Source organism: Devosia sp. LjRoot16 (genome assembly GCF_964252795.1).
Lineage (GTDB): Bacteria > Pseudomonadota > Alphaproteobacteria > Rhizobiales > Devosiaceae > Devosia_A.
On sequence record NZ_CAXUPH020000003.1, the window covers coordinates 305,076 to 318,790 of the forward strand.

General features: G+C 66.3%; 11 protein-coding genes. 6 read left to right on the forward strand and 5 right to left on the reverse strand.

The window, feature by feature from the left end:
- Positions 1 to 77 precede the first annotated feature (77 nt).
- From ACSQ23_RS15920 to ACSQ23_RS15940, 5 genes are all read right to left on the reverse strand, one after another.
- A complete protein-coding gene (locus tag ACSQ23_RS15920) occupies positions 78 to 3,383 on the reverse strand; it encodes a tetratricopeptide repeat protein (protein ID WP_055882311.1) in 3,306 nt (1,101 codons plus the stop codon).
- A 173-nt stretch (positions 3,384 to 3,556) separates the two neighbouring features.
- On the reverse strand, positions 3,557 to 4,555 hold the full coding sequence (locus ACSQ23_RS15925; RefSeq protein WP_436091170.1) for a MotE family protein: 999 nt from the start codon (positions 4,553 to 4,555) through the stop codon (positions 3,557 to 3,559).
- On the reverse strand, positions 4,555 to 4,986 hold the full coding sequence (locus ACSQ23_RS15930) for a DUF6468 domain-containing protein (RefSeq protein ID WP_055882316.1): 432 nt from the start codon (positions 4,984 to 4,986) through the stop codon (positions 4,555 to 4,557). Before ACSQ23_RS15930 ends, ACSQ23_RS15925 begins: the two co-directional genes overlap by 1 nt.
- The gene (gene fliM, locus ACSQ23_RS15935; RefSeq protein ID WP_055882318.1) at positions 4,986 to 6,149 is read right to left on the reverse strand and encodes a flagellar motor switch protein FliM; all 1,164 of its coding nucleotides are present in this window, start codon (positions 6,147 to 6,149) and stop codon (positions 4,986 to 4,988) included. The genes ACSQ23_RS15930 and fliM overlap by 1 nt, the downstream gene beginning before the upstream one ends.
- Positions 6,149 to 6,634 carry a flagellar basal body-associated FliL family protein gene (locus ACSQ23_RS15940; protein ID WP_436091171.1) on the reverse strand — a complete coding sequence of 162 codons (486 nt, stop codon included), beginning with the start codon at positions 6,632 to 6,634 and terminating at the stop codon, positions 6,149 to 6,151. Before ACSQ23_RS15940 ends, fliM begins: the two co-directional genes overlap by 1 nt.
- Before the next feature lie 277 nt (positions 6,635 to 6,911).
- Here ACSQ23_RS15940 and flgF point away from each other — a divergent pair, with 277 nt between their 5' ends.
- From flgF to ACSQ23_RS15970, 6 genes are all read left to right on the forward strand, one after another.
- Complete coding sequence (gene flgF, locus ACSQ23_RS15945) at positions 6,912 to 7,649, forward strand: flagellar basal-body rod protein FlgF (protein ID WP_436091172.1); 738 nt, start codon at positions 6,912 to 6,914, stop codon at positions 7,647 to 7,649.
- Between the two features lie 14 nt (positions 7,650 to 7,663).
- Entirely contained in the window at positions 7,664 to 8,449 is a 786-nt protein-coding gene (gene flgG, locus ACSQ23_RS15950; RefSeq protein WP_436091173.1) for a flagellar basal-body rod protein FlgG, read from the forward strand.
- Positions 8,450 to 8,463: 14 nt separating this feature from the next.
- Positions 8,464 to 9,411, forward strand: coding sequence for a flagellar basal body P-ring formation chaperone FlgA (gene flgA, locus ACSQ23_RS15955; RefSeq protein WP_436091174.1), 948 nt, complete (start codon positions 8,464 to 8,466; stop codon positions 9,409 to 9,411).
- Positions 9,412 to 9,425: 14 nt separating this feature from the next.
- Positions 9,426 to 10,172 carry a flagellar basal body L-ring protein FlgH gene (gene flgH, locus ACSQ23_RS15960; protein WP_407065075.1) on the forward strand — a complete coding sequence of 249 codons (747 nt, stop codon included), beginning with the start codon at positions 9,426 to 9,428 and terminating at the stop codon, positions 10,170 to 10,172.
- A 245-nt stretch (positions 10,173 to 10,417) separates the two neighbouring features.
- Positions 10,418 to 11,929, forward strand: coding sequence for a carboxypeptidase M32 (locus ACSQ23_RS15965; protein WP_436091175.1), 1,512 nt, complete (start codon positions 10,418 to 10,420; stop codon positions 11,927 to 11,929).
- Between the two features lie 13 nt (positions 11,930 to 11,942).
- Positions 11,943 to 13,571 carry an MFS transporter gene (locus ACSQ23_RS15970; RefSeq protein ID WP_055882342.1) on the forward strand — a complete coding sequence of 543 codons (1,629 nt, stop codon included), beginning with the start codon at positions 11,943 to 11,945 and terminating at the stop codon, positions 13,569 to 13,571.
- Positions 13,572 to 13,715 lie beyond the last annotated feature (144 nt).

Consider the following 13,715-nt stretch of genomic DNA (forward strand, 5'->3'; position numbering starts at 1 on the left):
TCCCTCCCCCTTGCGGGGAGGGGACAGCGGTGGGGTCCACAGCCACCAGCTGCAGAGGCAACACTTCCGGCCGCAGCCTAAGCCGCCCCCGGTACCGACTTGTCCGGCACCATCTCGGCGCTGCCATAGAGCTCCCGGTACGACGCGAGGAACGCGTCGAGCGAGTCGGCGCTGGCGACTTCGCGCGCCACCTTGCGGAACTCCACCGATTGCGGAGCGATGTCGCGGGTCACGTACTCGAACAGCGGCCACTCGGCCGAGTTCGCCATCTGCTCGGAGAATTTCGAGCGGATGCGCGATAGCCCGAGCTCATCCCCGGCCAGCACGAACCCGACTGCCGCCTTGACCACGCTCATCCGGGCCGGCTGCGACAGCTTGCCATCGATCGGCGCGTTGAGGATTTCGAGCAGCTCCGACGCCATGGCGTAGTTCTTCGACTTCCAGTAGCCGTCGACCCTGAGGATATCGGCATCCTTGCCGGTAAGCTTGGAGATCAAATCGAGCGCCAACTCCTGCCGACCGGCATCGATCAGCGCCCGCGATTCAAGGATACGCCGCTGCCGCTCCAGCTGCGGCGGCAGGTCGGCCAGCCGGGTGCGATTGAGCACGCGCAGCGCCCCTTCCGGATTGCGGTCGGCAATGCGGATCAACGCCAGGTCGGCTGCCACCTGCGACTGCGCCACGCCGGTAAGCCGGCTGTCGATCTGATATTCGAGCAGGTCCGCCGCCTGGGTCAGGAGGTCGACCTTCACCAGCCGGCGCGCCAGGTTGCGGATCATCTCGTCGCCGCGCGTCCCCGGCGGGGTGAGCTGGCGGAAATCGTAGTAGAGCGCCAGCGCATCGAGGTCGCTCAGGTTGTCGGCCGCCCCGTTGAGGTAGAGATCCTCAAACGTCTGCTGTGCCTCGCCCAGGAGCGTGTCGGTGGATTCGCTCTCGGGGAAGCTGGCGGCGGCTTGCTTCACCGCATCGAACCCGTCGCGATAGTCGTGATTGGCGAAATAGAGCTCAGCCAACAGCTTCTGCATATCGGCCTCGAGCGCTGTGCCGCGCCACATCAGCGACTCGGCCGAGAGCGTTTCGGTGGCCTTGGCGAGATCGACCTTGCCCGCTTTGCGCAGCAGGACCAGCGTGCGGTACACCGCCTCGGCCCGGGTCGGGCGGAAGTCATAGGCGATCACCTGCCCATAGGTGTCGACTGCGTCCTGGTCGTGCCCTTCGAGCTCGGCGACCCGCCCCTGCATCAGCTGGAAGAAGCTGGTCTGTTCCGGGTCGAGCTTGGGGAAATCCACCTCACCGAGCAGCCGCAGCGCCATCTGCGCATCATTGGTCTCGACCGCCGCGCGCAAGGCCGCGAACAGGAACTTGGTCTGGATCCAGATCGGATAGGTCGCGACGATCCCCTCGGCGGCGATCGCATCGAGCCGCGCGCCGCGGAAATCGCCGCTATCGGTGCGGGCGATGGTGCGCCACATCAGCGCGTCGCTCTCCTCGGGGAAGGTGCCGGCGTTGAGCGTCATCAGCGCATCGCGCCAGCGCCCGGCCAGCGTATCGGCGATGGCGCGGACCAGTCGGGTCTTCTTGCGTAGGTCCTCGCTCTTCAGCTCCTCGTCGAGAATGCCAAGTACGCCGATCGCTTCATACGAGAGGTCGTTGGCGACATAGAGCTGCGCCAGGTCGAGCCGCGCCACATCGCGCAACTGCCCTTCCGCCGCTGCTGCCCGCGCCATCGTCTCTTCCTTGCGCGTCGTGAACGCTGCGGGGTTGTCCTCGCGCCATACGCCCAGATCGAGATAGCTCTGGCGGAACTCAGGCGAGTTGCCGGCATCGAGTTTTCGCGACGTCTCGAGCGTCGACAGCGTCAGGCCGTTCGCCGCGGAAATGACGGCGACCTTGTCTTCCACCTCGACATCGAGGCTGTCATTGCGCGGCTTGATGACGAGGCCATGGGCCGAGCGGAGCGCATCGAAATCGACGAACTGCAGGTTGCGCGTCAACCCGCGTGCCGGCGGCATCACCGTCACCACTCTGAGACTGTCGCCGACCACCGGGTCGCGCAGCACATGCACCTTGCCGGGCCGCTCGATATCGGCGGTCATCTCGAACCGGCCGTCCTCGTCGCGTTCGCGGTCGAGCGTCATCGGCTCGGTGGCGCTGAGCAGCGCATCGCCGAGCGACAGCACCCAGGCCCTGCCCTCCGAGCCCAGTGTCGCCAGCCGGTCGGATGACAGGTCCATGCGCGCGACTTTGGTTTCGCCGGCTGCCACCATTTCGAAATTGCTGGCGATACTGGCCAGCGCATCGGACGGTGGCGGCGCCACCACCGATTGCGGCGTGTCGAACACCATCCAGACGGTATCGCCACGCCGGAACACCGCCGCCGGGGTATCGGCATCGAACGGAAAGGCGATGCGCACGGTCTTGCCGACCGTGGTCACTGTCGGCGTCACCACACCACGGCTGGTCGGGTAGAGCTCGGCGGTGTCGTCGTGCCCGGTTTCGAGCCCGAGGCGGGCGGCGCGGCGCTGCTCCTGCTCGGCTGTGGCGACCTCGAGGTCGAGCCGGGCCTGCTTGGCCTTTTCCTCGGCCGCCAGCGCGGCCTTCAGCCCCTCCTCCGGCGCGATATCGACATCGACCACGAATTGCCGTGGCGACAGCTCGTAAAAGCGCGGCACCACCCCTTCGGCCACGGTGAGATCAACGGACGAGCCGGCCGGACTGACGGCGTTGCTGGCGCCCTTGAACTCCGGCGGCATGTCGGCCTTCAGCGCATAGAGATCGATCGGCACCGGCCAATCGAAGGCCAGCGTCCCCTTGGTCCCCTTCAGCGCAAACTTCGCCTTGGCGTCGACATTCCAGTCAAACTGGATGCGGAGGAATGTTGGGTTGCGACCGACCCGCACCGTGGCCACCGGCTGCAGGAGCTTGGCCTCTGCTTCCTTGCGCTTCTGTTCGGCGATCTTGGCCAGCTTCTCAGAGCGGTCAGCCAGCGCCTTCACCACCTCGGCGGGAAGTGCCGGCGGCAGGCCGACCCAACTGGTCGGCAGCAGGTCGATATAGAGTTTTTCGCCCGCATCCATGCGGTTGATGTTGAAGGTGGTCCTGAGCCCGATGCGGATGCCGCGCTGGTCCGGATCGACGCGCGCAATGGTGGCGTAGTCCGGCATGGCGAGCGAGATATCGGGCAACAGGATCGAAATCGGCTGCTCGAACTCGATGGCGAGCACGCCGTTCTCGTACTTCACCTTGTATTTGGGGAGATCCATCCGCTCCGGAAAGGCAATGATCAGCCGTCCGAACCCGTTCTCGGGCGTGGCAAAGATCTGCGCTTTCTCTTGTGCCGAAGCGAAACTGGGCCACAGGCTGCAGGCGAAGAGCAACGCCAAAGCAACCAAGCGCCACTGGAACGCGAACGCCCCTCGCCGATATGCGACCCGCGATGTCATGCCGGCTTCTGCCCGCCCTACACTCTTCTGGTGCGACGAGCATAGGCAGACGGGCTTAACGGGGGCCTAACCGGAGGCGTGACAAACGCCGCGGAAATGGAGGCTTTGGCAGGCTACTGGCCGACGATCTGCGGCAGGCTGGCGAGGTCCTCGACCGGCGTATCGAGGGACGGTTCCGGTTGCTCGGTGGCCAGCCCCGCAGTCAGCGACTTGGCCTTCATCGGGTCCATCCGGGCCAGCACCGGCGCCATCTTGCGCGGGTTCATCGCCTTCGCCACCCGCATCAGCACGCCCATATCCAGCTGGTTGAAGATGGTGGCGGCTTCCTTGGGTTTCATCGTCTCGTACATGGCGACGATCGAGGCAAACTGCTCGTTCTCGGCCGCCTTCTTCTCGTCGACCAGCGCGTTGATCTTGGCCTCGATGGCCTTCAGCGTCGCGGTGCGTTCGTCGAGCCGCTTCTCCGCCGCCTCGACCAGCGCCATGCGCATCTCGAGTTCCTTCTCCCGCGCATCGAGCGAATCGCGGCGTTCGCCAAGGCGGCCGATCAGCTCGCTCTCGCTGCCACCCTCGCCCTCCATCGGCGCCAGGACGCCCGCGCTGTTCAGCTCCATCGGCAGGGCATCGCCATGCTCGTTGACCGAAGGCGGACAATCGACCAGCGGGGCCGCCGCGGCTGCATCAGCCGAAGCCGCGCCATGCCCGGCCGCTGGCTCAGCAGCCGCATCAGCGGCGCACGCCACTTCGATCGGTGCAGGCGCCTGCTCTTCCGCCGGCGCTGCTTCGGCGGGCGCTTCCGCTGCCGGCTCGGCGCCATGCCCACCGGCTTCGGCCGCGCCCTCGGGCTCCAGCGGCAGCACCGGAGCGCCGTCGCTCAGCGTCGGGCTGGTATCGGCCATCGTGGTATCGGGCGGCAGCGCCATGGTCGGGTCGACCCCGGCCCCACCAGCCGCGGCCGCCCCCGCGTGCTCGCCGCCGCTACCGCCTGCCGCCACCGCGCTGCCCGCGCCGGTCAGCACATAGCCGCCAGTCGTCACCAGCCCGATGCCCTTGAAGAGCAGGAGCGCGGTAGCGGCAGCTATGACGACCGGGAGCAGGCGCGGCGTTTTCATCAGGCGGCGTTACCCCTGATGCGCGGACGCATGGAGAGCTGCTGCAGCGCCGACTGCACCTTGTTGGGTTCATCCAGCCGATCGTCGAACGGTTGCGTGCCGCGCGCCGCGCTGGTGATCCGCGCCAGCCGGTCCATGATCTGCTGGCCGGCATTGACGTGATTGGCGAGCTCGACGCCAAAGCGCTCGGCCTCGCCCAACCGCGTCTCGAGCACCGTCTCGGCTTCCTGCGCCGTGTGCTTGAGCTCCTGGATCGCCGCATTGGCGAGGCCCGTGGCCTGCACCAGGTCGGCCACCATCTGCTTGAGCTCACCACGATCGGCGTGCAGCCGCTTCAGGCGCTGGTTGAGGATCACGCAATAGCCGATTGTCGTGGCGAGCAAAATCGTAACCAGCGTTTCGATCACGATTCCCAACGGCAAACCGAACATCAGCGGCCCTCCTGCTTGTTTTCATCGATGGCTTCGAAGGCCGCCATCGTTACCTTCGGCGCGTTCAGCGGGCGCGACACGCGCACCGACACATGGTTGCCGATATGCCCCATGATCGCTTCGGTGAGATCGACATTGCCGCACCTCAGCCCAATCGGGTCGCTCGGCGTGCGGTCGAACATCACCGTGTCGCCCGGCTGCATCGACAGCACCCGGCTGAGCGGCAGATCCATCTCATGCAGGATCGCGTCGACTTCGACATCGGCGGCAAATATTTCGGTGGCGAGATGGCCTTCCCAGATCGGGTCGCGGCCGAACTTCTCGCCCATATACATCTGCAGCAACTGCTCGCGGATCGGCTCGATCGTCGCGTAGGGCAGCAGGATTTCGATCTTGCCGCCGCGATCGTCCATCTCGATCCTGAGTTCGATCAGGATCGCCGCATTGGCCGGGCGCGAAATGGCGGCAAAGCGCGGGTTGGTTTCCAGCCGCTCGACCCGGAAGTTGACCTCGGTCACCGGCTCGAAGGCGCGATGCGTGTCCTCGAGGATCACCTCGATCATCCGCCGCGCCAGCGCCATCTCGATGGTGGTGTAGGGCCGGCCCTCGACCCGGATCTGCCCGCCGACGCGGCGACCGCCGAGCAGCACGTCGATCATCGAGTAAATCAGCGAGGAGTCGACGGTGAGGAGACCGTAGTTCTCCCACTCCTCGGCCTTGATCACCGAGAGGATGGCCGGCAGCGGAATGGAATTGAGGTAGTCGCCGAAGCGCACCGAGGAGATCGAGTCGAGCGCCACTTCGACATTGTCGGAGGTAAAATTGCGCAGTGAGGTCGTCGCCAGCCGGACCAGCCGGTCGAAGACGATTTCGAGCATCGGCAGGCGCTCGTAGGAGACCAGCGCCGAGTTGATCAGCGCCTGCACTCCGGTGAGCTCGGCGCCACCGCCGGCATTGGGATCAAAGCCGAGCAGGCTGTCGATCTCGTCCTGGTTCAGCACCCGGTCGGCGGCCCCGGCCTCAACGCTGTCGGCCTCGAGCATGGCGGCCCACTCGGCGCCCATGTCGTCCTCGGCCGCCTTGGCGGGCGCGGATGCGCCACTGCTGGCCGGATCCAGCCCCCATTCGTCGCTCAGTTTGTCCTGTTCGCCGGGACCAGCCATCACTGCACCAGGATTTCCTTGAACAGGATCGAATCCACCTGCGCCGGGAAGATCGCGATGTTGACGCGCCGGCGCAGCTCTTCCTTGAGGCGGTAGATACCGGCCGAGCCTTCGAGGTCGGTCTTGCGCAGCTCGCGCAGGTAGACCTGGAACGCGTCGACCACCTTGGCCATGCGCGGCTGGATCTCGGTCATCACCTCTTCATTGGCGACTTCCAGCGCCACGGTGAGCTTCATGAACTGCTCGCGCTCGCCATCGCCACGCAGGTTCACCGTCATTGTCGGCAGGTTGAAGATGAAGGTCTCCGGCACCGCCGCGAGATGCGTCTCGTCCGGCTTGGGCCCCGAAAAGAACAGGAAATATGCCGCGGCGCCGCCGCCGAGCAGCACCACGACTGCAGCGACCATGGCGATCAGCATGATGGGCAGCTTCTTCTTCGCGGGTGCGGCGCCTTCGCCACCCTCGATATCGGCTTCAGCCGCCATGCCCCAAACCCCTGCCCCACCGGACGATTCCAGTCAGGATCGAGCTAAGCGCCCGAGGGTTAACGATTGGTTACGAACTGCATCAACCCGGCACAAATTGCCGGGCAGTTTTTGCCACGCGCCCTGCCGGGTGGCACGTCCTGCCGGGCCACGCCCTGACCTAACTAATTGATTTTGCTTGATATCGCGACTTGGCATGGTTGCTGCAGTGTTAATGGCGAGCCTGACGGCCTGGGGAGGTCGGACGGTTCGGGGACGTAACGGGGACTTCGGCGCCATGGAAAATGCGCAGCTCATCGGATTGTCGCGGCAGATCGCCTTGCAGCGGCAGATGGATGTGGTGGCGAATAACATCGCCAACATCAACACGACCGGATTCAAATCCGAACAGCTGCTGTTCGAGGAGTACCTGATGCCGGTTGCCCGGGATCGCGACTTCCCGACCCTCGACCAGCCCCTCAGCTACACCGACGACTGGACCACCATCCACGATATGTCCGGCGGCGCGCTGGTAGAGACCGGCAACCCGCTGGATGTGGCGCTGCAGGGCAATGGCTTCCTCGCCGTCGAGACCACCGCCGGCGAGCGCTACACCCGGTCGGGCTCACTCGCCATCGATACCACCGGCACGCTGGTCGATCTCAACGGCAACCCGGTGCTCGGCAATGGCGGCCCGATCCAGTTCACCGCCGGCGAGACCGACATCATGATCGGCGAGGACGGTTCGGTCTCATCGAGTGCCGGCCAGAAGGGGCGCCTGCGCATCGTCGAGTTCGCCGACCCGCAGTCGACCACCCGCGAAGGCAGCAACCTGTGGGCCGGTACCGACCCGATCGAAGCGACAGCGACCCAGGTGCTGCAGGGCTCGATCGAGAAATCCAACGTCAACGGCGTCGGCGAGATGACCGAGATGATCCGCGTGCAGCGCGCCTACGAGAGCGCCGCCTCGCTGATCTCCAAGCAGGACGACCAGCGCCGCACGGCGATCCAGAAACTCGGCAACCTCAACGGCTGATCGGAGCACACAAGATGAAAGCCCTCTACATCGCTTCGACCGGCATGGCCGCCCAGGAACGCAACGTCGAAGTCATTTCCAACAACATCGCGAACATGCGCACCACCGGCTACAAGCGGGCGCGTGCCGAGTTCCAGGATCTGCTCTACCAGGTCCAGCGCCAGGCCGGCAGCACCACCTCCGAGGCGGGCACCATGGCGCCGGTCGGCATCGAGGTCGGCTCCGGCGTACGCACCGCGGCGACGCCGCGCGTCATGAGCCAGGGCAGCGTCGCCCCGACCGAGAAGGAACTCGACGTCGCCATTCGCGGCGAAGGCTTCTTCGTCGTGCAGATGCCCGACGGCCGTACCGGCTACACCCGCGACGGCTCATTCGAGCGCAGCCCCGAGGGGCAACTGGTCAATGTCGACGGCTACGAGATCCAGCCCGGCATCACCATTCCCGGCAATGCCAACTCGGTGTCGATCAGCCCCGATGGTACGGTCGAGGTGTTCCTCGACAACGACACCACCCCGACCACGGTCGGGCAGCTGCAACTGGCGCGCTTCGTCAACAAGGCGGGCCTCTCCTCAGCCGGTAACAACCTGTTCGTCGAGACCGCCTCGAGCGGCCCGGCGCAGGTCGGCACGCCGAACCAGGACGGCATGGGCGACCTGCTGCAGGAATATCTCGAAGCCAGTAACGTCAACTCCGTCACCGAAATTGCCGACCTGATTGCCGCTCAGCGCGCCTACGAGATGAACGCCCGCGTCATCTCCGGTGCCGACGAGATGATGCAGTCGGCCAGCCAACTGCGCTGATCGGGAGAAGCTAGATGCAGAAGTTCATCCTCCCTGCCCTGTTCCTGGCCTTCACCGGCTCCACCGCATTCGCGGCGCCGGTGCTCAAGGCGCAAGTCTCGGTCAACCACCCGGTCATCACTGTCGGCGACATGTTCGAGGATGCCGGCCTCCTCGCCGAGCGCGCCCTGTTCCGCGCCCCCGAGCCCGGCACGACCGGCATCGTCAGCCTCGACGCCGTGCGCGCCGCCGCCGCCAAGGCCGGGCTTACCGACTACACCCAGGATGGCCTGCTCAGCGTCCGCGTCGAACGCCGTGCGACGGTCGTGGACACGACCGTCCTCTCCGGCCTCATCTCCGCTGACCTCGCCGTCCGCGGCTTGCTCCCGGCTGGTGCCGAGCTCCATACCCGCTTCGATGACCCGGCGCTCAGCTACAATGCCGAAGCGGTCGAGACCCCGGTCACGCTGCTGGCCCTGCGCTACCAGCCCGGTGCGGCAAGCTTTTCTGCCCGCTTCCAGGTCGCCGGCATGGAACTGCCGGTCGATGTCGCCGGCAGCATCGACCTCTTGGTCGAAGTGCCGCACCTCGCCGCCTCGCTGAAGGCCGGCGCCGTGCTGACCCCCGCCGATATCGAGATGAAACGCGTCTCGCTGGCCTTCGCCGACCAATCCGGCGTCGAGAACTTCGACGATCTCGTCGGCAAGCAATTGCGCCGCAACTCGCGCGCCGGGGTCATGCTGAAGGCCACCGACGTGACCGAGCCGCTGGCCGTGCGCCGCAATACCGAGGTCACCGTGCTGCTGCGCACCGGCCCGATGACGCTGACCGTGGTCGGCCAGTCGCTCGGCGATGCCGTCACCGGCCAGCCGGTGCAGGTGATGAACAGCGTAACGCGCAAAATCCTCAACGGCGTCGCGACCGCCGGCGGCGCGGTGGAAATCACCACCGCCGCCACCAAGCTTCAGGTCGCCGGGCTGTGATGGGCGAAAGGACAATGAAAATGCACCCGATGAAACTCTTCGCCGCCCTCGCGCTCACCGCCCTCCTCGCCGGGTGCTCGACCATGGACCAGTTGGCCTCTGTCGGCCAGCAGCCGCGCCTGACGGCCATCTCCGATCCCACCGCCCAGGCCGGCTATCGCCCGGTGCAGATGCCGATGCCGGAACCGGTGGTGGCCTCGTATCAGCCCAACTCGCTGTTCTCCAACGAGGCCCGCGGCTTCTTCAAGGATCAGCGCGCCCACAAGATCGGCGACATCCTGACGGTGATGGTCACCATCGACGACAGCGCCAAGATCTCGAACTCCACCGATCGCGAGCGCACCTCGTCGTCGGAAGGTAGCGTCGGCGGCGTGCTCGGTTCGATCTTCGGCGGCAAGGTGCCGCTGGCCGACGTGCAGGCCTCCGGCAAGATCACCACCTCGGGCGACATGGCCGATGGCGGCTCGGGCTCGGTGAACCGCAAGGAAAGCCTCGCCACCCAGGTCGCCGCCGTCGTGGTGCAGGTGCTGCCCAATGGCAACCTGGTGATCGAGGGCCGACAGGAAGTGCGCGTCAACTTCGAAGTGCGCGAACTGATCGTCGCCGGCATCGTCCGCCCCGAGGACATTCACGCCGACAACACCATCCCCTCGTCCAAGATCGCCGAAGCCCGCATCTCCTACGGCGGCCGCGGCCAGATCACCCAGGTTCAGCAACCCCGCTACGGCCAGCAGATCGCCGACGCGATCCTCCCCTTCTGACCCCCCAGGGGAGGCGCCTGGCGCCCCCTCCTGATCAGCTTCCCCATCGCTGACGGCACAATCCCCCATTGGTGCCGTCAGCCTCGGCCGGTTCCAGAACAGAACCCGCCCCAGAGGGCGCAGTCTCCCCGGCTGCGCCCTTTCCCCATTCGTTAGCCAATGGGGAATAGCGAGTAGCGAATGGGGTTTCGCCGTCCTTCCCTATTCGCTACTCACTATTCGCCACTCGCTTGTTGGAGTTCCTGATGCCCTCTCCCAATTCCGCCTTCTCCAAACTCGACGCGCTGAGCCGCAAGCTCGAAGCCATCGAGCATGCGCAGTCGATGCTGGGTGTCGACGAGGCGGTGATGATGCCGGTCGGCGGTGGCGAAAAGCGCGCCGAGACCATGTCGATGCTGGCCGGCATGTACCACGAGATGGCCACCGCGCCGGAAGTCGGCGACTGGCTCGGCGACGCCGAGGCCGAGCCGCTCGACGAGATGCAGGGCCTCGCCATCCGCGAGTTCCGCCGCGTCCACACCAACATGACCTGCCTCTCGGCCGATTTTGTTCGGAAGCAGGTGAACGCCCGCATCCGGGCCGAACAGCTGTGGCGCGAACTCAGGCCTACCGGCGACTGGGCCGGCTTCCTGCCGGCCTTCGAAGGTCTCGTCGCCACCGCTCGCGAAGAAGCGCAACTGCGCGCCGACGTGCTCGGCCTTTCGCCCTATGACGCGCTGATGGAGCAGTACGACCCCGGCAACCGGGTCGCCGAGGTGGCGCCGGTGCTCAACGACCTCAAGACCTTCCTCAAGGATTTCGTCCCGGCGGCCCTCGCGCACCAGGAAGAAAAGCTGGCCAGGCGTCCGCTGAAGCCGCTCAACGCCCCGTTCGCCATCGACAAGCAGAAGGCGCTGGGCCTCGTCATGATGGAGGCCGTCGGCTTCGATTTCGCGCACGGCCGTCTCGACGTCTCACACCACCCGTTCTGTGGTGGCGTGCCCACCGATATCCGCATGACCACCCGCTACACCGAGGGCGAGTTCCTCACCTCGCTGATGGGCATCCTGCATGAGACCGGGCACGGCCTGTACGAGCAGGGCCTACCCAAGGAATGGACGCACTGGCCGGTCGGTCGCGCCCGGGGCATGGCCATGCACGAAAGCCAGAGCCTGTTCGTCGAAAAGCAGATCGCCCGCTCGCCCGAGTTCTGGGAATGGGCCATGCCGCATGTGCGTGAAAAACTTGGCGAAGACGCCATTGCCGGCTGGGACCTCGAAGACGTGCTGGCGCATGTCCATCTCATCGAGCGCGGCCTGATCCGCGTCGATGCCGACGAGGCCACCTACCCGCTGCATGTCATTCTCCGCTTCGAGCTAGAACAGGACCTGATCAGCGGCAAGCTGGCGCCCAAAGATGTGCCGGAGGCCTGGGACGCCAAGATGCGCGAGTATCTGGGGCTCTCGACCATCGACAACATGAAGGATGGCCCGATGCAGGACGTGCATTGGCCGTCGGGCGCCATCGGCTACTTCCCCAGCTACACGCTGGGCGCCATCATCGCGGCGCAGCTCTGGAGCGCCATCGAGCGCGACCAGCCGAACGCCCGCGAGGACATGCGCAATGGCCGCTTCGTCGGCATCAACGACTGGCGGCGGGAGAAGATCTGGAGCCAGGCGAGCAAGTACTCGACGCCCGAGCTGCTGCAGCGCGCCACCGGCGAGAAGCTGAACTCCAAGCACTTCCAGGAGCACCTGACGCACCGCTACCTGGGCTGATCGGGGGTAAGCCATGGCCAAGGATCGACCATCGGTCCTGCAGCCGCTGCAGCACGGAACGTTCCGCAACATCTGGGTGGCGAACCTCGTCTCGAGCTTCGGCGCCCTGATCCAGGGCGTCGGCGCCGCCTGGATGATGACGGCGCTGACCAACTCGGTCGATCTGGTGGCGCTGGTCCAGGCCTCCACCTCGCTGCCGATCATGCTGTTCTCGCTGCTCGGCGGCGCCATCGCCGACAATTTCCCGCGCCGCCGGGTGATGCTGGTGGCGCAGTTCTTCATGCTGGCGGTCTCGGCGCTCCTGACCCTCAGTGCGCTGCTCGGGTTGATCACCCCCTGGCTGCTGCTGACCTTCACCTTCCTGATCGGCTGCGGCACGGCGCTCAATAACCCGTCCTGGCAGGCCTCGGTCGGCGACCTGGTGCCGCGCTCCAGCGTCGGCTCGGCCGTGGCGCTCAACTCCATCGGCTTCAACCTGTCGCGTAGCCTTGGCCCGGCGGTGGGCGGCATCATCGTCGCCGTCGCCGGCGCTGCTGCAGCCTTCGCCGTCAACCTCGTGAGCTATCTCGGGCTACTGTTCGTGCTGCTGCGCTGGAAGCCCGCCCCTGCCCCCGCCGGCCTGCCGCGCGAGGCGGTGGGCGCCGCGATGTTCGCCGGTGTCCGCTACATGGCGCTGTCGCCGCAACTGGGCAAGGTGCTGGTGCGGAGCTTCATCTTCGGCCTCACCGCCAGCTCGGTGCTGGCGCTGCTGCCGGTAGTCGCGAGCCAGATTCCCGGCGGCGGGCCGCTGGTCTATGGCCTCTTGCTGGGCGCCTTCGGCCTTGGCGCGGTCGGCGGGGCGCTGATCAGCGCCCGGCTGGCCGAGCAGTTCTCCAGCGAAGCCATCGTCCGGCTGGCCTTTGTCGGCTTCGCCATCTGCGCCGCGGTCACCGGGCTCAGCCCCTCGCCCTGGCTGACCGGCGTCGCCCTGATGCTCGGCGGCGCCTGCTGGGTGCTGGCGCTGACCCTGTTCAACGTCACCGTGCAGCTCTCGACCCCGCGCTGGGTGGTCGGCCGCTCGCTGTCACTCTACCAGACTGCCACATTTGCCGGCCTCGCCGCCGGCAGCTGGCTCTGGGGCGTTGCCGGCGAAGAGTTCGGCGTCAGCAATGCGCTGGTCGCCTCGGCCATCGCCCTTGTCGTCGGCGCCGGCGTCGGGCTGCTGCTGTCGATCCCGCCGCGGGTAATGCTCGACCTCGACCCCGCCAACCGCTGGCAGGAACCGCAGATCGCGCTGCCGATCGAGCCGCGCTCCGGGCCGATCGTCATCAGCATCGAGTACAAGATCCGCCCGCAGGATGTGCGCGAGTTCCTGCGCGTCATGGCCGATCGCAAACGGGTGCGGATGCGCGACGGAGCCCGCGAATGGGTGCTGCGCCGCGACCTCTCGGAGACCGACGTCTGGGTCGAAAGCTACAAGAGCCCAACCTGGACCGAATACGCCCGGCACAACCAGCGTCTCACCCATGCCGACGAGGTGATCGGCGAAAAACTGCGCAACCTGCACCAGGGCCCGGAACGCCCGGTGGTGCGCCGGATGATCGAGCGTCCGCCCAACTGGTTCGCAGCGATTGCCGCCAACCGGACGATCGATCCGCCGTAAGAAGTGGAACGCTCGGGCCTTCTGCTCCCCTCCCCCTTGAGGGGAGGGATTGATCGCCTCGTCACCGAGCCTGCAAGGTTGACATCTCAGCGAACCTCCCTATTTTCCGCCCATCCGCAGCACCAACCGGCAGGTCCCAATGGA